Source organism: Streptomyces sp. HUAS MS02 (assembly GCF_055702265.1).
The window spans coordinates 4,183,392-4,200,186 of the sequence record NZ_CM146747.1 but is presented as its reverse complement, the minus strand read 5'-3'; the positions used below and the strand labels follow the sequence as shown (position 1 = coordinate 4,200,186).

At 71.8% G+C, this 16,795-nt stretch carries 15 protein-coding genes; 12 read left to right on the top strand and 3 right to left on the bottom strand.

The genetic code is table 11. From position 1 onward, the window contains the following. Positions 1 to 176 precede the first annotated feature (176 nt). The gene (locus tag ACZ9QC_RS17985) at positions 177 to 1,481 is read left to right on the top strand and encodes a polysaccharide deacetylase family protein (RefSeq protein ID WP_472921039.1); all 1,305 of its coding nucleotides are present in this window, start codon (positions 177 to 179) and stop codon (positions 1,479 to 1,481) included. Positions 1,482 to 1,487: 6 nt separating this feature from the next. Here the strand turns inward: ACZ9QC_RS17985 and ACZ9QC_RS17980 are convergent, their stop codons facing one another. Beyond that, positions 1,488 to 2,468, bottom strand: coding sequence for an ATP-binding protein (locus ACZ9QC_RS17980; RefSeq protein WP_472921038.1), 981 nt, complete (start codon positions 2,466 to 2,468; stop codon positions 1,488 to 1,490). Positions 2,469 to 2,567: 99 nt separating this feature from the next. On the opposite strand from ACZ9QC_RS17980, the gene ACZ9QC_RS17975 reads away from it, so the two are divergent. Further along, entirely contained in the window at positions 2,568 to 3,401 is an 834-nt protein-coding gene (locus tag ACZ9QC_RS17975) for a Fic family protein (RefSeq protein WP_472921037.1), read from the top strand. A gap of 369 nt (positions 3,402 to 3,770) precedes the next feature. On the opposite strand, the gene ACZ9QC_RS17970 is transcribed toward ACZ9QC_RS17975, so the two are convergent. Continuing rightward, positions 3,771 to 4,595, bottom strand: a complete 825-nt coding sequence (locus tag ACZ9QC_RS17970) for an HAD family hydrolase (protein WP_472921036.1) — start codon at positions 4,593 to 4,595, stop codon at positions 3,771 to 3,773. A gap of 576 nt (positions 4,596 to 5,171) precedes the next feature. Here ACZ9QC_RS17970 and ssd point away from each other — a divergent pair. The 7 genes from ssd to ACZ9QC_RS17935 all read left to right on the top strand — a co-directional run bounded on the left by ssd (position 5,172) and on the right by ACZ9QC_RS17935 (position 10,467). Beyond that, complete coding sequence (gene ssd / locus ACZ9QC_RS17965) at positions 5,172 to 6,263, top strand: septum site-determining protein Ssd (protein WP_472921035.1); 1,092 nt, start codon at positions 5,172 to 5,174, stop codon at positions 6,261 to 6,263. Positions 6,264 to 6,268: 5 nt separating this feature from the next. After that, the gene (locus tag ACZ9QC_RS17960) at positions 6,269 to 7,579 is read left to right on the top strand and encodes a TadA family conjugal transfer-associated ATPase (RefSeq protein ID WP_472921726.1); all 1,311 of its coding nucleotides are present in this window, start codon (positions 6,269 to 6,271) and stop codon (positions 7,577 to 7,579) included. A gap of 35 nt (positions 7,580 to 7,614) precedes the next feature. Then, the gene (locus ACZ9QC_RS17955) at positions 7,615 to 8,430 is read left to right on the top strand and encodes a type II secretion system F family protein (protein WP_472921725.1); all 816 of its coding nucleotides are present in this window, start codon (positions 7,615 to 7,617) and stop codon (positions 8,428 to 8,430) included. Beyond that, on the top strand, positions 8,427 to 9,218 hold the full coding sequence (locus ACZ9QC_RS17950) for a type II secretion system F family protein (RefSeq protein WP_472921034.1): 792 nt from the start codon (positions 8,427 to 8,429) through the stop codon (positions 9,216 to 9,218). The genes ACZ9QC_RS17955 and ACZ9QC_RS17950 overlap by 4 nt, the downstream gene beginning before the upstream one ends. Positions 9,219 to 9,351: 133 nt before the next feature. Further along, positions 9,352 to 9,600 (top strand): DUF4244 domain-containing protein, encoded by a 249-nt coding sequence (locus ACZ9QC_RS17945; RefSeq protein ID WP_472921033.1) that lies wholly within the window; start codon positions 9,352 to 9,354, stop codon positions 9,598 to 9,600. Next, a complete protein-coding gene (locus ACZ9QC_RS17940; protein WP_472921032.1) occupies positions 9,587 to 9,976 on the top strand; it encodes a TadE family type IV pilus minor pilin in 390 nt (129 codons plus the stop codon). The genes ACZ9QC_RS17945 and ACZ9QC_RS17940 overlap by 14 nt, the downstream gene beginning before the upstream one ends. A gap of 5 nt (positions 9,977 to 9,981) precedes the next feature. Beyond that, on the top strand, positions 9,982 to 10,467 hold the full coding sequence (locus tag ACZ9QC_RS17935; protein ID WP_472921724.1) for an Rv3654c family TadE-like protein: 486 nt from the start codon (positions 9,982 to 9,984) through the stop codon (positions 10,465 to 10,467). A 43-nt stretch (positions 10,468 to 10,510) separates the two neighbouring features. Here ACZ9QC_RS17935 and ACZ9QC_RS17930 read toward each other — a convergent pair whose 3' ends face one another. Further along, positions 10,511 to 12,985: a DEAD/DEAH box helicase gene (locus tag ACZ9QC_RS17930; RefSeq protein WP_472921031.1), complete on the bottom strand. Its 2,475-nt coding sequence runs from the start codon at positions 12,983 to 12,985 to the stop codon at positions 10,511 to 10,513. A gap of 83 nt (positions 12,986 to 13,068) precedes the next feature. On the opposite strand from ACZ9QC_RS17930, the gene bldG reads away from it, so the two are divergent. From bldG to ACZ9QC_RS17915, 3 genes are all read left to right on the top strand, one after another. Then, positions 13,069 to 13,410: an anti-sigma factor antagonist BldG gene (bldG, locus tag ACZ9QC_RS17925; protein WP_005475923.1), complete on the top strand. Its 342-nt coding sequence runs from the start codon at positions 13,069 to 13,071 to the stop codon at positions 13,408 to 13,410. A 107-nt stretch (positions 13,411 to 13,517) separates the two neighbouring features. Then, positions 13,518 to 13,949 (top strand): ATP-binding protein, encoded by a 432-nt coding sequence (locus tag ACZ9QC_RS17920; protein ID WP_472921030.1) that lies wholly within the window; start codon positions 13,518 to 13,520, stop codon positions 13,947 to 13,949. Between the two features lie 319 nt (positions 13,950 to 14,268). Continuing rightward, positions 14,269 to 16,674 (top strand): sodium-translocating pyrophosphatase, encoded by a 2,406-nt coding sequence (locus tag ACZ9QC_RS17915; protein ID WP_472921029.1) that lies wholly within the window; start codon positions 14,269 to 14,271, stop codon positions 16,672 to 16,674. The last annotated feature ends 121 nt before the right edge of the window (positions 16,675 to 16,795 follow it).

The following is a 16,795-nucleotide window of genomic DNA, read 5'->3' as shown; positions in this document are numbered from 1 at the left end:
CAGTAAACGAATCGTAATGCAGGGTAAAGGATGCGCAAGAACATTAGCCGCAAATGGGTCATTAGATCACTCACGGGGGTGAATGAAGCATTTCATCGGCTTGTCGTATTAATCATGATCGGAACTCTGTGTGACCTTGGCCGCTCTGCCCCGGAACGAAGGAAGGTGGGCGGGACATGGCCGTCACCCAGAGGATCGCCGCCGCAGTCACGCTCGCCGCGACCGTGGCCGCGGCGATCGCCGGATGCGGGATCGGTGAGCCGACGTCGACCGCCGGCTCACCCGGCGCGAAGAGAACGGAGCAGGGGGGTCCCCAGGGCGGGCTCACGAAGGGGGGTGCCCCGGCGCCGCCCAAGACCGCGGTCCGGCTGATCGGCGACGGCTCCACCGCGTACACCGGGGCGCAGCCGCACCTGCCCAGGCCACAGCGGTTGAAGCCCGGTCAACGGCCCCCGCAGTTCGTCGTCTTCTCCTGGGACGGCGCGGGGGAGGACAGCCAACGGCTCTTCTCGCACTTCCGCAAGGTCGCCCGGGCCAACGACGCGACCATGACGTACTTCCTGAGCGGTGTGTACATGCTGCCGGAGGAGAAGCGGGACCTGTACCGGCCGCCCCAGCACTCACCGGGCCGCTCCGACATCGGGTTCAACGACGTCCGCGGGATCAGGGACACCGTGGACCAGCTGCGCGGCGCGTGGCTGGAGGGCAACGAGATCGGCACCCACTTCAACGGCCACTTCTGCGGACCCGACGGCGGGGTCGGCGAGTGGTCGGTCGAGGAGTGGAAGAGCGAGGTCGCCCAGGCCAAGTCGTTCGTGAAGGCATGGAAGACCAACACCGGCACGGAGCGGGCCGACCCCCTGCCCTTCGACTACGACAAGGAGTTGATCGGCGCCCGCACGCCCTGTCTCGAAGGACAGACCAACTTCATGCGGGCCGCCCGGGAACTGGGCTTCCGCTACGACACCAGCGGCGTCCGGAACCAGGTCTGGCCCGAGAAGAAGGACGGGCTGTGGGACCTCTCGCTGCAGCTCGTCCCGGTCCCGGGGCGGAACTTCGAGACCCTGACCATGGACTACAACTTCTACGTCAACCAGTCCGGCGCCCGGGCGGGGGCGCCCGCCCGGCGGGAGGAGTGGGGCGACCAGTTCCGTGACGGGTTGCTCGCGGGCTTCGAGCGCGCCTATCAAAGCAACCGCGCGCCCCTGATCATCGGCAACCACTTCGAGTCGTGGAACGGCGGCGTCTACATGCGCGCGGTCGAGGAGACCGTCGAGGCGGTCTGCGGCAAGCCCGAGGTGCGCTGCGTCTCCTTCCGGCAACTCGCGGACTGGCTCGACGCCCAGGACCCGAAGGTCCTGGACAGGCTGCGCGGCCTGGGTGTCGGTCAGTCTCCGAAGGGCGGCTGGACGTCCTTCCTCTCCGCAGGAGCGGCACCGGCACCGAAGGGGGTTCCGGGGGCACCCGCGGCCAAGCCGTAGCGGCGCTCACACGGCGGCGGCCACCTGTTCGCCGAGCACGAACCCGGGGTCGATCTGCGAGGCCAGATCGGCCCCGGTCCTCTCGTTGCCCCAACTGGTGGCGTTCTTCAGGTGGAAGTGCTCCATCTGACGGGTGTAGCGCTCCCAGTCACGCAGCTCGTACGTGGCGTCGGCCGCTTCGTGCAGGGTGCGCAGGGAGCGGCGGTTGGCCTCCTCCAGGTGCTCGAAGCGGGGCGGGCGGCCCTTCTCCAGGGCGCGCACCCAGTCCGAGTGCCCGAAGGCCACCAGCAGGTCGTCCCCGACCTCGGCGCGGAGGAAGTCGAGGTCGTCCTGGCCGTGCACCTTGTTCCCGACGACCTTCAGGGCGACGCCGTAGTCGGCGGCGTACTCCTTGTACTGGCGATAGACGGAGACCCCCCTCCTCGTCGGTTCGGCGACGAGGAACGTCATGTCGAAACGGGTGAACATGCCGGACGCGAAGGAGTCCGAACCGGCTGTCATGTCGACCACCACGTACTCGTCGCGGCCGTCCACCAGGTGGTTCAGGAACAGCTCCACCGCTCCCGTCTTGGAGTGGTAGCAGGCGACCCCCAGGTCGGCGTCGGTGAAGGGGCCGGTGACCATCAAACGGACGGCCCCGCCGTCGAGTTCCACCGGGCGGGCGCAGGCGTCGTAGATCGCGTTGGGCTCGCAGATCCGCACCAGACGCGAGCCGTCGCCCGGCGGGGTCGTCTTGATCATCGTCTCGGCGGAGGCGATCCGCGGGTTGGAGCCCCGCAGGTGGTTCTTGATCAGTGCCAGCCGCTCGCCCATCGCGGGCAGTTCGGCGGCCTCCGACTCGTCGAGGCCGAGGGCGGCGCCCAGGTGCTGGTTGATGTCCGCGTCGACGGCGACGACGGGGACTCCTGAGGCGGCGAGGTGGCGGATGAACAGGGAGGACAGCGTGGTCTTGCCACTCCCGCCCTTCCCGACGAAAGCAATTTTCATGTTCACTAACGGTAGCGGTGTGGCCGCCCAGGGTGTTCGCGCGGTCGGGAAGACCACTCCTTCGAGGGGTCTGCCGCCGGTGCGCGTAGGGTCGTACTCATGAGTACGACAGGTGCGGCCGCCGATCCGCTCGCGGCCCTGGGAGAGCTTCCCGGTGTGGCCGAATCCGTGGAGTCCGTGCGCAAGTCCGTGGACCGGGTCTACGGCCACCGCGTCATGCGCCGTCGCAGCAACGCGGTCACCTCCGAGGCCGCCCTGCGGGGCGCGCGCGGCTCGGCGGCGCTGTCCGGCGCCGACTGGGCCCTCGAAGAGGTGCGTCGCCGTACGGACTTCAGCGGTCAGGACGGCGACGACGAGGCCCGCGCCGTGGGCGCCGCGCTGCGGCTCACCGCCGAGGCGGGACAGCTGCTGTCGATCTGGCGGCAGTCGCCCCTGCGCGTGCTGGCCCGGCTGCACCTGGTCGCGGCCGGGAGCGACGACGCGCGCGTGGGGCGCCCGCGACAGGACGGCGAGCCCGTCGAGGAGCCCCTGGTCGAGCTGCCCCTGCCGGGGCCGGCGGAGGTCGCGGGCCGGCTCGACGGGCTCTCCGAGCTGATCATCAAGGGCAGCTCGGCTCCGGCGCTGGTGACGGCCGCCGTCGTCCACGGCGAACTGCTCGCCCTGCGGCCCTTCGGCTTCCACAACGGCCTCGTCGCGCGCGCGGCCGAGCGGATCGTGCTGATCGGCAGCGGCCTCGACCCCAAGTCGGTCTGCCCGGCGGAGGTCGGCCACGCGGAACTGGGCCGTGCCGCCTATCTGGCCGCCCTCGACGGCTACGCTTCCGGCACCCCGGAGGGCATGGCCGCCTGGATCGCCCACTGCGGCAGGGCGATCGAGCTGGGCGCTCGGGAGTCGACGGCCGTGTGCGAGGCGCTGCAGCGCGGGGCGGCGTAGAGAGCCGCGAACAGGCGACGCAGAACTCCTGGAAAAGGGTTGCGGCGGTACGAGAATTCGTACCGCCGCTGGCATGTCCACCTGGTTACCAAGCGTCCTCGATATATGCCCATCAGGCCGGGAACTCAGCCCGTGACCTGGTGCGGCTGGCCCGTAATCGACGGGTCGACGTCGCGTGGGTGCCTGGTGTTCATGCTAGGTCCGTGGGGCCAAAATGAGTTGTTAAAGGTGATCCTCTCGGACGCCTTTGGTCTCGCGGGCCTTGAATCCTTTCTACTCCAGGACCCGGGCAAGCGGAACCCCTTGATGCGCTTCTTTACTTTTGGGTTCAAAGAGGGTGAATCCGCTGCCGGCTGCGCGGAGAGCGGTTCAGGCGGTCGCCACGCGGCGCCGGCTCGCGTACCAGACCAGCCCGGCGGTGGCCGCCGCGGCGCCTATGGCGGCCGCCGCGAGAAGGGCGGGCCGCGGCCGTACGGCCAGGCGCTGCTTGAGGCGCACCGGGCGGTGGAAGTCGAGGATGGGCCACCCGCGCGCGAGGGCCTCCCTGCGCAGCGTCCGGTCCGGGTTCACCGCGTGCGGATGACCCACGGCCTCCAGCATCGGCAGGTCCGTCGCCGAGTCGCTGTAGGCGTAGCAGTGCGCGAGGTCGTACTCCTCGGACTCGGCCAGCTCCCGGATCGCCTCCGCCTTCGTCGGGCCGTAGGCGTAGTACTCCACCTCGCCGGTGAAGCAGCCGTCGTCGCCGACGACCATGCGGGTCGCCACCACCCGGTCCGCGCCGAGGAGCTCCCCGATCGGCTCGACGACCTCGGCGCCCGAGGTGGAGACGATGACGACGTCCCGACCCGCGACGTGGTGCTCCTCGATGAGGGAGGCCGCCTCGTCGTAGATGATCGGGTCGATCAGGTCGTGCAGGGTCTCGGCGACGATGTCCTTCACCTGTTGGACGTTCCAGCCCCGGCACAGCGCGGACAGATACTTCCGCATCCGTTCCATCTGGTCGTGGTCGGCGCCGCCCGCGAGGAACACGAACTGGGTGTACGCCGTTCGCAGGGCGGCCCTGCGGTTGATCAGGCCGCCTTGGTAGAACGACTTGCTGAACGTGAGCGTGCTCGACTTCGCAATGACCGTCTTGTCCAGGTCAAAGAAGGCCGCTGTGCGGGGCAAGGAGTGGTTTTCCACGGGGCCGAGCATATGCGCCCGCCATTCGGGCTAGTGTGGGGCGCGTGGGTTTGCCTGAGAGGCCTCTCGGGTACACCATGGAAGTCACGGATCGTTCGCGACCGTGCTAACGCGGTCCGGCTCCTCCCCCCCCGAGTCGGCCGTGGAGACGACCCCCACTCTCCCCCCCGGTGGGGGTCGTCGCATGTCCGGACGCGTTTCCTCTCTTCTCCCCGGCCCGCGAGGCGCTCTCAGGCCCTCGTGGGCTTTCCTCTGCCCCGGCACAGGATCCGTCACCTTCCGTAGTCGTCAGGCTGCGCTGTGGAAGTCGCACAGCAGTCGCCTGTTCGGGTGACGGCGATATTCACAAGGGCCGAGTTGTCCACAGTTTTCGACCAAGATCCACATGATTTCCGAGGCCGTCGCACCGTGATTCCAGCGCGTCCCGACGGCGGCGAGTTCACGGCCGGTTCCGTTTCGCGGATGCGTAGGGCCGGATTCCGTCGACCGCCTCCGCGGCGGCCGATCTCCGGTGCTTCACACAGGAGTTGAACACGTCGTCCGGAACACCGGGCGACCGCGTTCACGCAGCGAAGGGGGCTGGAGATCGTGGCGGGAGCCATCACCGACGACCGGCCGTCCGCCGCCGAGGGGCGGCAGGGCAGGCCGTTGATCGTCACCGAGGACGTGGAACTGCTGGACGACCTGCTGCGCCTGTGCGCGGCAGCGGGCGCCCGGCCGGAGGTCCACCACGGGGTGCCGGAAGCCCGGGGCCGATGGGAGACGGCACCGCTGGTGCTCGTCGGGAACGACGCGGCACGGCGGCTGCGCGGGGCCGCACGCAGACGAGGAGTGGTGCTCGTCGGCAAGGACCAGGACGACTCCGGCGTCTGGCAGCGGGCCGTGGAGATCGGCGCCGACCACGTCCTGATGCTGCCCGACGGCGAGCAGTGGCTCGTCGACCGCATCGCCGACGTGGCGGAAGGCGTCGGCAGGCCGGCGCTCACCGTAGGCGTCGTCGGCGGCCGGGGCGGTGCCGGGGCGTCCACGCTGGCCTGCGCCCTCGCCGTCACCTCCGCGCGCCGGGGCACCCGCACCCTCCTCGTGGACGCCGATCCGCTCGGCGGCGGCCTGGACGTGCTCCTCGGCGGCGAGAGCGCCGACGGACTGCGCTGGCCGGCCTTCGCCGCCTCACGCGGACGGGTCGGCGGTGGCGCGCTGGAGGAGTCGCTGCCCGAGGTGCACGCCCTGCGCGTCCTCAGCTGGGACCGGGGCGACGCCGTGGCCATTCCGCCCCAGGCCGTGCGCGCGGTGCTCGCCGCGGGCCGGCGGCGCGGCGGCGCGGTCGTCGTCGACCTGCCGCGCCGCATCGACGAAGGTGTCGCCGAAACCCTCGCCCAACTGGACATGGGGCTCCTGGTCGTCCCCGCCGAACTGCGGGCCGTCGCCGCCGCCTCCCGGGTCGCCTCCGCCTTCGGCATGGTCCTGCGAGACCTGCGCGTCGCGGTCCGCGGCCCGTACGCCCCCGGCCTCGACGACCACGAGGTGGCCCGCCTCCTCCGGCTGCCCCTCGCGGGCGAAGTGCCCACCGAGTCCGGGCTGTCCGACGGCGGCGGACCCCCGGGTGCGCCACGTGGACCGCTCGCCCGTTTCTGTGACGGCTTCTGGGAGCGCGCGGCGGTCCGGGGTGAGGCGGCGTGAACCGGGTGAACGGGATGCCCGACGACGGTCTGCTGGACGGCGTACGGCAGTGGCTCGTCGAGAGCGGGGCCGAGCCGACGCCCGCGCGCGTGGCGCAGGCGCTGCGCGAACGGGGGCGGGTGCTCGGGGACGCCGAGGTGCTCGGGGCGGCCGAGCGGCTGCGGTCGGAGCTCGTGGGGAGCGGGCCGCTGGAGCCGCTGCTCGCGGATCCCTCGGTCACCGACGTGCTGGTGTCGGCGCCGGACCGGGTATGGGTGGACCGGGGCGGCGGCCTGGAGCTCACCGTGATCTCCTTCCCGGACGCGGCGGCCGTACGACGCCTCGCGCAGCGCCTGGCGGCCGTCGCCGGACGTCGGCTGGACGACGCCCGACCGTGGGTGGACGCCCGGCTCCCGGACGGCACCCGACTGCACGCGGTGCTCCCGCCGGTGGCCGTCGGTTCCACCTGTCTGTCCCTGCGGGTCGTCCGGCCGCGCGCCTTCACCCTCGCCGAACTGGTGGCGGCGGGCACGGTTCCGCCCGGCGGCGACCGGGTCCTGCGGGCGCTGATCGGCTCCCGGTTGTCGTACGTCATCAGCGGCGGGACGGGGACCGGGAAGACCACCTTGCTGAGCGCGCTGCTCGGGCTGGTCGACCCCGGCGAGCGGATCGTGCTGGCCGAGGACTCGGCGGAGCTGCGGCCCGACCATCCGCATGTGGTGCGGCTGGAGGGGAGACCGGCGAACCAGGAGGGCGTGGGCCTTGTCGAGCTGCGGGACCTGGTGCGACAGGCGCTGCGCATGCGCCCGGACCGGCTGGTGGTCGGCGAGGTGCGGGGGCCCGAGGTGGTGGCCCTGCTGGCCGCCCTGAACACCGGCCACGAGGGCGGCAGCGGAACGCTCCACGCCAATGCCGCGGGGCAGGTGCCGGCCCGTCTGGAGGCCCTCGGCACGGCCGCGGGGCTGGACCGGGCCGCACTGCACAGCCAGCTGGCGGCCGCGCTGTCGGTGGTCCTGCATCTCGTACGGGACCGGGACGGCCGCCGGCGGATCGACGAGGTGCACGTGCTGGAGCGGGACGTGTCGGGGCTGGTGGTGACCGTGCCGGCCCTCCGCTGGGGCGAGGCGGCGTTCGTGCACGAGCGGGGCTGGGAGCGGCTGCGGGGCCTGCTTCGGGGCGGGGCGCACAGCCGGGGGGACGAGATCTCCGGCGGGGCGCGGGGTCCGGACGGCGGGGCGGGGGGCCCGGGCGGTCGGATGCGAGACCCGGACGGCGGGCGGATGGATGAGACCTACGGCCGGGCTGTCGGCCTTGTGGAAGGGAGTGGGCGGCGGTGACAGGGGTCGGGGAGATCTCGGGGGTGGTGGCCGTGATGTGCGCCGGGGCCGCGGCCTGGATGTCGGACGACGGGCGGGGCGCGGGGGCGCGGCGGGCGCGGTCGTTGTTGCCGGGTGGCACGGCGGTGGGGCCGCCGCGATGGAAGCGGGTCGTCGGCCGGGTGCGGACGCTGGGGACCGAGTGGTGGGCGCCGGTGGCCGGATTGGTGATCGCGGTGCTCGGGGCGTCGGTGCTGCCGGTCGTCGTGGGAGCGGCCGGGGTGCCGTTGCTGAGGCGGGTGCGGCGGGCGGCGGAGGAGCGCCGGGTCCGGGAGCGGCGGGGCGATGCCGTGGTCGCGCTGTGCGCGTCGCTCGCGGGGGAGGTGCGGGCCGGGCGGCAGCCGGGCGAGGCGTTGACGCGGGCCGCGCGGGACTCCGCCGGACTGGGCGAGTCCCATGCCGTGGTGCTGGCGGCGGCCCGCTTCGGCGGGGACGTGCCCGGTGCCCTGGTGGACGCGGCGCGGCAGCCCGGTGCCGAGGGGCTGTCGGGGCTCGCCGCCTGCTGGCGGGTGGCCGTCGACCGGGGCGCGGGCCTGGCCGCCGGCCTCGACCGGCTGGAGGGCGCCCTGCGCGCCGAGCGGGACCAGCGGGCTGACCTGAGTGCCCAGTTGGCCGGCGCGCGGTCGACGGCCGTGATGCTGGCCGGACTACCGGTGCTGGGCCTGTTGCTGGGGACCGCGCTCGGCGCCGATCCCTTGCACGTGGTGCTGCACAGCGCGGCGGGGATGGGCTGTCTGGTCGTCGGCGCCGTGCTGGAGGGCGTGGGCCTGTGGTGGGCGCTGCGGATCGTGCGGGGAGCTGAGACGGCGTGAGCGCGGAGGTTGTCCACAGGCTGGGGGTGACCGTCGCCGTGATCGTGGGGCTGTGGTGGCTGGTCCGGGCGTTCGACTCCGCGCGACGTCGGCGAAGGCTGCGTGCCCGCCTGACCAGGGTGCTCGCACTGGCGGTCGAGCCGCCCCGGCGGAACCGCCTGACACAGGGGGCCGTACGGCGATGGCTGCCCGTCGTCGGCGCGGTCTGCGCCGGGTGGGTGCTCGTCGGCGGGCTCGTCGGCCTGCTGCTGGGGCTGGCCGCCGGGGCCGGGGCCTGGCGGTGGCTGAGGAGGGCGCGGAGCGCGGGCGGTGAAGCGGGTGAGGAGTACGACGTCGCCGCAGCGGCACGCCAACTGCCTCTCGCGGCCGACCTGCTGGCTGCCTGCATCACGGCCGGGGCGAGCCCGGTGGCGGCCGCGCAGGCCGTGGGCGAGGCCCTCGGCGGACCGGTGGGCGAACGGCTGTCCAGAGGGGCGGCGGAGGCGCGGCTCGGGGGAGAACCGGCCGAAGCGTGGCGCTCGTTGGCGGCGCTGCCCGGCGCCGGAGCCCTGGCGCGGCTGCTGGAGCGGGCCGACGAGTCCGGGGTGCCGGCGGCCTCACCGGTCGCCCGCCTGGCCGCCGAGGCTCGCGCCGAATGGGGCCGCTCGGCGACGGAGCGGGCCCGCCGGGCCGGCGTGATGGTCACCGCACCGGTGGGGCTGTGCTTCCTGCCCGCCTTCATCGCGGTGGGCGTCCTGCCGGTGGTCATCGGTTTGGCGGACGGGCTGTTGGGAGGAGGTGGGCCGTGACGGGGCGGACGTCGGCGGGTGTTGCGCGGGGGCCGCCCGGGCGGATCGGAAGCGGGCGACGACGAACCGCGGTGATCAGCGGACAGACGAGACAGACGAGTGGTCAACGGAACAGAGCCTCACGGGGGTTGAGATGCGCAAGGCAGTACGGGCAGTACAGGCGATGCGGACTGTGGAAGCAGTGCGGGTACGGGTGGTGCGGGCCGTGCTGCGCCGGGTGCTCGCGGCGCGGAGGGACGCGGGGATGGTGACCTCCGAGTACGCGGTGGGGATCATCGCGGCCGTGGCCTTCGCCGCGGTGCTGTACAAGGTGGTGACCAGCGGGCAGGTCCAGGCGGAACTGCAGCAGATCGTCGGGCGGGCCCTCAATGGCGGGGCGTGAGCCGCGTCGGCTTCGCGCGGCGCTGGGCGGCGACGGCGGGTTCGTGACGGCGGAGGCGGCCATGGCCCTGCCCGTGATGCTGCTGTTCGCGACGGCGCTCGTGTGGGCCTTGCTCGCCGCCTGCGCACAGATCCAGGTCGTGGACGCCGCCCGGGCGGGTGCCCGGGCGGCGGCCCGGCAGGACCCGCCCGGGGCGGTCGAGGCGGCGGCCCGGAAGACGGCGCCGGACGGGGCGGAGGTGCGCGTGGGCCGGGAGGGTGATCTCGTACGCGTCGTGGTCTCGGCCCAGGCGCCGGGGCCGGACGGACTGGGCCTCGACCTCAGCCACGCGGCCGTGGCGCTCGCGGAGGAGACGGTGGGGGAGGCGGGCGGGTGAGCGCGTTGTCGTGGTTCGGCCGGCGGTTCGGGTGCGTCCGCCCGGTCCCGCGGCGGCGGGCCGGCTCGGACAGGGGGTCCGCGACCGTCTGGGCGGTGGGGGCGATCGCGGTGCTGTGCGCGGTGTTCGGTGCCGTACTCGTCTTCGGCCAGGCCGTGGTGATCCGGCATCAGGCGGAGGGGGCGGCCGACCTCGCGGCTCTCGCGGCCGCCGACCACTGGGCGAAGGGCGCCGAGGGGGCCTGCGCGACCGCGGAACGGGTGGTGGAGGCCCAGGGCAGCCGACTGGTGCGCTGTGAACTCCAGGGAGAGATCTCGGACGTCACGGCCGCCTCGGCGATGGGCCCACTCACCGCCGAGTCCAGGGCACGTGCGGGGCCACCGAACGCAGCGGACGGTCCCGCGGGTGCGCCCCTCAGGGGGCGCGGGGAACTGCGCGACCAGCTCCACACGACCGGCAGCCGCCCGATCCCGGACGTCCCCGAGCTCTGAGGCGCTCAGCACGCCGGGCTTCCTGGGCAGGCACCCCCGAGCACTAAGGCACCCGGCCCTCCGGCGGAGCCCCCGGCGCGGTGCGCAGCAGCTCGGTCAGGAGGCGTACGGCGCCCCGCTTGTGCAGCGGCTCGTTGCCGTTGCCGCACTTGGGGGACTGGATGCAGGACGGGCAGCCGGCGTCGCACTCGCAGGAGGCGATGGCCTGGCGGGTGGCGGTGAGCCAGGCACGGGCCGTGTGGAACGCGCGCTCGGCGAATCCGGCGCCGCCGGGGTGGCCGTCGTAGACGAAGACCGTCGGGAGCAGGGTGTCCGGGTGGAGCGGGACCGAGACACCGCCGATGTCCCAGCGGTCGCAGGTCGCGAAGAGGGGCAGCATGCCGATGGAGGCGTGCTCGGCGGCGTGCAGGGCGCCGCCGAGGATCTCGGGGTTGATCCGGGCCGCGTCGAGCTGGTCCTCGGTGACGGTCCACCAGACGGCGCGGGTGCGCAGCGTACGAGGAGGGAGGTCGAGTCTGGACTCGCCGAGCACCTCGCCGGTGATGAGGCGGCGACGGAGGAACGAGACGACCTGGTTGGTGACTTCGACCGAGCCGTAGCACAAGCGGCCGTCGCCCCAGGGGACTTCGGTGTCGGTCTCCAGGACGGAGATGGCGGTGGTGTCGCGGGCGACCGTCGAATAGGGCGGGTCGGCCTGCTGGACGAGGGCGACGGAGTCCTCCAGGTCCAGTTCGCGGACCAGGTAGGTGCGGCCCTGGTGCAGATGGACCGCGCCCTCGTGGACGGTGGTGTGGGCGGCGCCCGCGTCGACCGTGCCGAGGAGCCGGCCGGTGCCGGTCTCGACGACCTGGACGGGGCGACCGCCCTGGCCCCGGATGTCGGCCAGGTCTGCGGCCCGCTCGCGGCGGGTCCAGTGCCAGGCCTTTGCCCGGCGGCGGAGCAGTTTCGCCGCCTCCAGCTGCGGCAGGAGGTCCTCGCAGGCGGGACCGAACAGGACGAGGTCCTCGTCGGTGAGGGGCAGTTCCGCGGCCGCGGCGCAGAGGTGGGGGGCGAGGACGTACGGGTTGTCGGGGTCGAGGACGGTCGATTCCACCGGTCGGTCGAACAGGGCCTCGGGGTGGTGGACCAGGAAGGTGTCCAGCGGGTCGTCGCGGGCGATCAGGACGGCGAGGGCGCCCTGACCGGCGCGTCCGGCGCGGCCGGCCTGCTGCCACAGGGAGGCGCGGGTGCCGGGGTAACCGGCGATGAGGACGGCGTCGAGGCCGGAGATGTCGACGCCGAGTTCGAGGGCGGTGGTGGCGGCGAGGCCGAGGAGCTCGCCGGAGTGGAGGGCGCGTTCGAGGGCGCGGCGTTCCTCGGGGAGGTAGCCGCCGCGGTAGGCGGCGACGCGGCGGGCGAGGGAACGGTCCACCTCGGCGAGGCGTTCCTGGGCGATCACCGAGATCAGCTCCGCGCCGCGCCGGGAGCGGACGAAGGCGACCGAGCGGACGCCCTGGAGGGTGAGGTCGGTGAGCAGGTCGGCGGTCTCGGCGGTGGCCGTGCGGCGTACCGGCGCGCCCTTCTCGCCGTGCAGCTCGGTGAGTGGCGGCTCCCAGAGGGCGAACACCAGTTCACCGCGGGGTGAGGCGTCGTCCGCGACCTCGGTGACCGGCACGCCGGTGAGGCGGCGGGCGGCGACCGAGGGCTCGGCGGCGGTGGCGGAGGCGAGGAGGAACACGGGCTCGGCGCCGTAGCGGGCGCACAGGCGGCGCAGGCGCCGGAGCACCTGGGCGACGTGGGAGCCGAAGACGCCGCGGTAGGTGTGGCACTCGTCGATGACGACGTATTTCAGGGCGCGCAGGAAGGAGGACCAGCGGGGGTGGGAGGGGAGGATGCCCCGGTGCAGCATGTCGGGGTTGGTGAGGACGTAGTTGGCGTACTGGCGAACCCACTCGCGTTCCTCGACGGGGGTGTCGCCGTCGTACACGGCGGGGCGTACGGCGTTTCCGAGGGGTTGTGAAAGTTCCTTCACGGCTCGGCACTGATCCGCCGCGAGGGCCTTGGTGGGGGCCAGGTAGAGCGTGGTCGCGCCACGGCCGTTGGGGGCCTCGGAGCCGTCCAGGAGGCGGGAGAGGACCGGGACGAGGTAGGCCAGCGACTTGCCGGAGGCGGTGCCGGTGGCGACGACGACCGATTCGCCGTCCAGCGCGTGCTCGGCGACGCGTGCCTGGTGGGCCCAGGGATGTTCGATTCCGGCGGCCTGTACGGCGGCGACCACTTCCGGTCGGATCCGGTCGGGCCAGACGGCATGGCGACCCGCACGTGGGGGCACATGCTCCGTATGAGTGATGCGCGAAGCCCGGCTCGGCCCCGAGGCGAGCCGGTCCAGGACCGTGCCCGGCGAGGGGCTGGAGGCGGTGTCCGTCGGGGTTCGATCGGATCGGTGATTCTTGGCCATCGGCATCGAGTGTGTCACCGGCGTGACGGACAATGGAGCCAAGGCGTCGTGCACGCCTGCCGGTAAGTGATTGAATGCCATCGCGGCTGGCGAACCGTCCCGGGGGCTTTCAAGCCGAGGTGTCCCGAGGGGCGAACGCTCGATAGCAAGGTGCTGGAGGATCCGTGGACCTGTCCCTGTCGACCCGTACCGTCGGCGATCGTACGGTCGTCGAGGTCGGTGGCGAAATCGACGTTTATACCGCGCCCAAGCTGCGTGAGCAGCTGGTCGAGCTGGTCAACGACGGGAGTTTCCACCTCGTCGTCGACATGGAGGGCGTCGACTTCCTCGACTCCACCGGGCTCGGCGTACTGGTGGGCGGCCTGAAGCGAGTACGGGCCCATGAGGGCTCGCTGCGCCTGGTGTGCAACCAGGAGCGGATTTTGAAGATCTTCCGCATCACCGGTCTGACCAAGGTGTTCCCCATTCACACCTCGGTCGACGAAGCGGTGGCGGCCACTGACTGATCACGTCCGTCCGGGCCCCGGGCCCGGACGGCCACAGACAAGTGAGGAGGACCGGGCCCGTGCGGCCCGGCCTTCCGACAGCACGCCCGTAGTTCCGAGGGGGATGCATGGCCACCGTTGAACTCCGCTTCAGCGCGCTGCCCGAGCACGTCAGGACCGCCCGACTGGTGGCGGCAGCGGTGGCGCGCAGGGCCGGAGTGGACGAGGCCGTCCTCGACGAGGTCAGGTTGGCCGTCGGTGAGGCGTGCACCCGTGCCGTCGGACTGCATCAGAGCAGCGGTATCTCGGCGCCGGTGCGGGTGTTGCTGATCGAGGAGGAGAAGCAGTTCTCCATCGAGGTGGGCGACGAGGCGCCGCACGTCGTCCCCGGTGACCGGTCATCGGGTGCCGGGGACGCGGACGCGGAAGTCGAGGAGGACGACATGGGCCTCGCGGTCATCAGCGGCCTCGTCGACGACGTGGAGGTCACCGCCGGCGAGAACGGCGGGCTGATCCGCATGACCTGGCCGACGACACCGTCGGTCGCGGTCGTGCCCTGACCGTCCGTACTCCCAGTTTCAAGTAGTACCGCGAGGGCCCTGCTGAGCAGGGCCCTTCGTGTTTTTCCGGCAATTTATTCCGATCATTGTTCATCGGAACACCGGAATTCGTGAAGGAATTCACGATCATTCACGTGATAATTGATCAAGTGTCAATGCCTTTGAGGCGTTACTTCTTTCGAGTAGCGTGGTCGGGTCCGGATCATTTGCTGAAGGGCATGTGAAGGGCAATTCCGTTTCCCGCGCACTGTTTTGATCAGGTTCAACTCCCTACAATCCGTCCACATCTTGAGCTCAGCCCAAGCGTCAAGGAGGACGAATGGCGGGGCTTTCTACCCCTCAAAGGTTTGACCACACCGCGAACTTCGCAGCCGCGGTGCTCACCGACGACAACCGGATCATCGTCATGGTGATCGGCGTCGTGGCCCTGGCAGCGCTCGTCGTCGCCGGGATCCTGGTGCGCCAGGTGCTCGCGGCGGGTGAGGGCACCGACAGCATGAAGAAGATCGCGACGGCCATCCAGGAAGGCGCGAACGCCTATCTGGCACGGCAGTTGCGCACGCTCGGCGTATTCGCCGTCGTCGTGTTCTTCCTGCTCATGCTGCTGCCCGCGGACGACTGGAATCAGCGCGCCGGACGATCGGTGTTCTTCTTGATCGGCGCGGCGTTCTCGGCGGCCACCGGCTATATCGGTATGTGGCTCGCCGTGCGCAGCAATGTGCGCGTCGCCGCGGCGGCCCGAGAAGCCACACCGGCGGAAGGCGAGCCGGAAAAGGATCTCACCGCCGTCTCACACAAGGCGATGAAGATCGCATTTCGCACCGGCGGCGTCGTCGGCATGTTCACGGTGGGGCTCGGCCTCCTCGGCGCGTCCTGCGTGGTCCTCGTCTACGCGGCCGACGCGCCCAAGGTGCTGGAGGGCTTCGGCCTCGGAGCCGCGCTCATCGCCATGTTCATGAGGGTCGGCGGCGGCATCTTCACCAAGGCCGCCGACGTCGGCGCCGACCTGGTCGGCAAGGTCGAGCAGGGCATTCCGGAGGACGACCCGCGCAACGCCGCGACCATCGCCGACAACGTGGGCGACAACGTCGGCGACTGCGCGGGCATGGCGGCCGACCTCTTCGAGTCGTACGCCGTGACGCTCGTCGCCGCGCTGATCCTCGGCAAGGCGGCGTTCGGCGACTCCGGACTCGCGTTCCCGCTGATCGTGCCCGCGATCGGCGTGATCACCGCGATGATCGGCATCTTCGCGGTGGCACCCCGCCGCACCGACCGCAGCGGCATGTCCGCCATCAACCGCGGGTTCTTCATCTCCGCGGTGATCTCGCTGGTGCTCGTCGCCATCGCCGTCTACGCCTACCTGCCCTCGTCGTACGCCGACCTCGAAGGGGTCACGGACACGGCGATCGCGGGCCACGACGGCGACCCACGGGTCCTCGCGGTCGTCGCGGTGGCCATCGGCATCGTGCTGGCCGCGCTGATCCAGCAACTGACCGGCTACTTCACCGAGACCAGCCGGCGTCCCGTGAAGGACATCGGCAAGAGCTCGCTCACCGGCGCGGCCACCGTCGTCCTCGCCGGTATCTCCATCGGTCTCGAATCGGCCGTCTACACCGCCCTGTTGATCGGCCTCGGTGTCTACGGGGCGTTCCTGCTCGGCGGTACGTCCATCATGCTCGCGCTGTTCGCGGTGGCGTTGGCCGGCACCGGCCTGCTCACCACGGTCGGTGTCATCGTCGCCATGGACACCTTCGGACCGGTCTCCGACAACGCCCAGGGCATCGCCGAGATGTCCGGCGACGTCGAGGGCGCGGGTGCGCAGGTGCTCACCGACCTGGACGCCGTCGGCAACACCACCAAGGCCATCACCAAGGGCATCGCCATCGCCACGGCCGTCCTCGCTGCCGCCGCGCTCTTCGGCTCGTACCGGGACGCGATCCTCACGGCCGCGAACGACGTCGGGGAGAAGGTCTCCGGCGAAGGCGCGCCCATGAACCTGATGATGGACATCTCGCAGCCCAACAACCTGGTCGGGCTCATCGCGGGTGCCGCGGTCGTCTTCCTCTTCTCGGGACTGGCGATCAACGCGGTCGCGCGGTCGGCCGGTTCGGTGGTCTACGAGGTGCGGCGGCAGTTCCGCGAGCATCCCGGGATCATGGACTACAGCGAGAAGCCGGAGTACGGGCGGGTCGTCGACATCTGCACCAAGGACGCCCTGCGGGAGCTGGCCACGCCCGGTCTGCTCGCGGTCATGGCGCCCATCGCGATCGGGTTCACTCTCGGGGTCGGCGCGCTCGGCGCGTATCTCGCCGGCGCGATCGGGACCGGGACGCTGATGGCGGTGTTCCTCGCCAACTCCGGTGGCGCGTGGGACAACGCCAAGAAGCTCGTCGAGGACGGTCATCACGGCGGCAAGGGCAGCGAGGCCCATGCCGCGACCGTCATCGGCGACACGGTCGGCGACCCGTTCAAGGACACGGCGGGGCCGGCCATCAACCCGCTGCTGAAGGTGATGAACCTCGTCGCACTGCTCATCGCGCCCGCGGTCGTCCAGTTCAGCTACGGCGAGGACAAGAGCGTCGCGCTGCGGGTCACCATCGCGGTGGCCTCGATCGCCGTCATCGTCGGCGCGGTGTACGTGTCCAAGCGACGCGGGATCGCGGTGGGTGACGAAGGCAACTCCGACCGGGTGGCCAAGTCGGCGGATCCAGCGGTGGTTTCGTAGGCGGTCCCGGACCGGCTCTGCCAGAGGCCAGCTCAAGGGGCGGGCGGACGGCGCGTGTTGACGCGTCGGCCGTCCGCCCCTTGGCCATGCCGGGGGTGGCCGTGAGCCTTGTCTCTCTTGG

Bases quoted from the DNA above. Each gene is read 5' to 3' on its own strand.
- ACZ9QC_RS17955 (WP_472921725.1), top strand. From the start codon at position 7,615: ATGTGCGCCGGGGCCGCGGCCTGGATGTCGGACGACGGGCGGGGCGCG.
- ACZ9QC_RS17945 (WP_472921033.1), top strand. From the start codon at position 9,352: ATGCGCAAGGCAGTACGGGCAGTACAGGCGATGCGGACTGTGGAAGCA.
- ACZ9QC_RS17985 (WP_472921039.1), top strand. From the start codon at position 177: ATGGCCGTCACCCAGAGGATCGCCGCCGCAGTCACGCTCGCCGCGACC.
- ACZ9QC_RS17980 (WP_472921038.1), bottom strand. From the start codon at position 2,468: ATGAAAATTGCTTTCGTCGGGAAGGGCGGGAGTGGCAAGACCACGCTG.
- ACZ9QC_RS17970 (WP_472921036.1), bottom strand. From the start codon at position 4,595: ATGCTCGGCCCCGTGGAAAACCACTCCTTGCCCCGCACAGCGGCCTTC.
- ACZ9QC_RS17940 (WP_472921032.1), top strand. From the start codon at position 9,587: ATGGCGGGGCGTGAGCCGCGTCGGCTTCGCGCGGCGCTGGGCGGCGAC.
- ACZ9QC_RS17975 (WP_472921037.1), top strand. From the start codon at position 2,568: ATGAGTACGACAGGTGCGGCCGCCGATCCGCTCGCGGCCCTGGGAGAG.
- ACZ9QC_RS17920 (WP_472921030.1), top strand. From the start codon at position 13,518: ATGGCCACCGTTGAACTCCGCTTCAGCGCGCTGCCCGAGCACGTCAGG.
- ACZ9QC_RS17915 (WP_472921029.1), top strand. From the start codon at position 14,269: ATGGCGGGGCTTTCTACCCCTCAAAGGTTTGACCACACCGCGAACTTC.
- ACZ9QC_RS17930 (WP_472921031.1), bottom strand. From the start codon at position 12,985: ATGGCATTCAATCACTTACCGGCAGGCGTGCACGACGCCTTGGCTCCA.